Consider the following 335-nt stretch of genomic DNA (forward strand, 5'->3'; position numbering starts at 1 on the left):
CCCCGCTTGCGGGGAGAGGCGAGCGGGAAGAGGCGAAGCGGGAGCTAGCCGTGAAAGCCATCCGCACCATCTACGTCGTCGTGGAGGACGCGTTCTACACGTTCCTGGCCGATGACGGCTGGGCGATCGCGAGCCATATCGCGCTGTCGACGCTGATGGCGCTGTTCCCGTTCCTGATCGTGCTGACTTCGCTTGCGGGCTTCTTCGGCTCCAAGGAACTCGCCGACCAGGCCGCCAGCCTGATGCTGCAGATCTGGCCGAAGCAGGTTGCCGATTCGATCTCGGGCGAGGTCCACGACGTGCTGACCACGACCCGCACCGGCGTGCTCACCATC

Annotated in this window: 1 protein-coding gene; it reads left to right on the plus strand. The window is 65.4% G+C overall.

Features of this window, described 5'->3' with window-relative positions; translation table 11 throughout:
- Positions 1-50: 50 nt before the first annotated feature.
- A partial coding sequence (locus AABA86_RS33660; RefSeq protein ID WP_338309803.1) for a YhjD/YihY/BrkB family envelope integrity protein occupies positions 51-335 on the plus strand: 285 nt, incomplete at its 3' end.

Source organism: Bradyrhizobium sp. TM233 (assembly GCF_036247965.1).
GTDB classification, from domain to species: Bacteria; Pseudomonadota; Alphaproteobacteria; order Rhizobiales; family Xanthobacteraceae; genus Bradyrhizobium; species Bradyrhizobium ottawaense.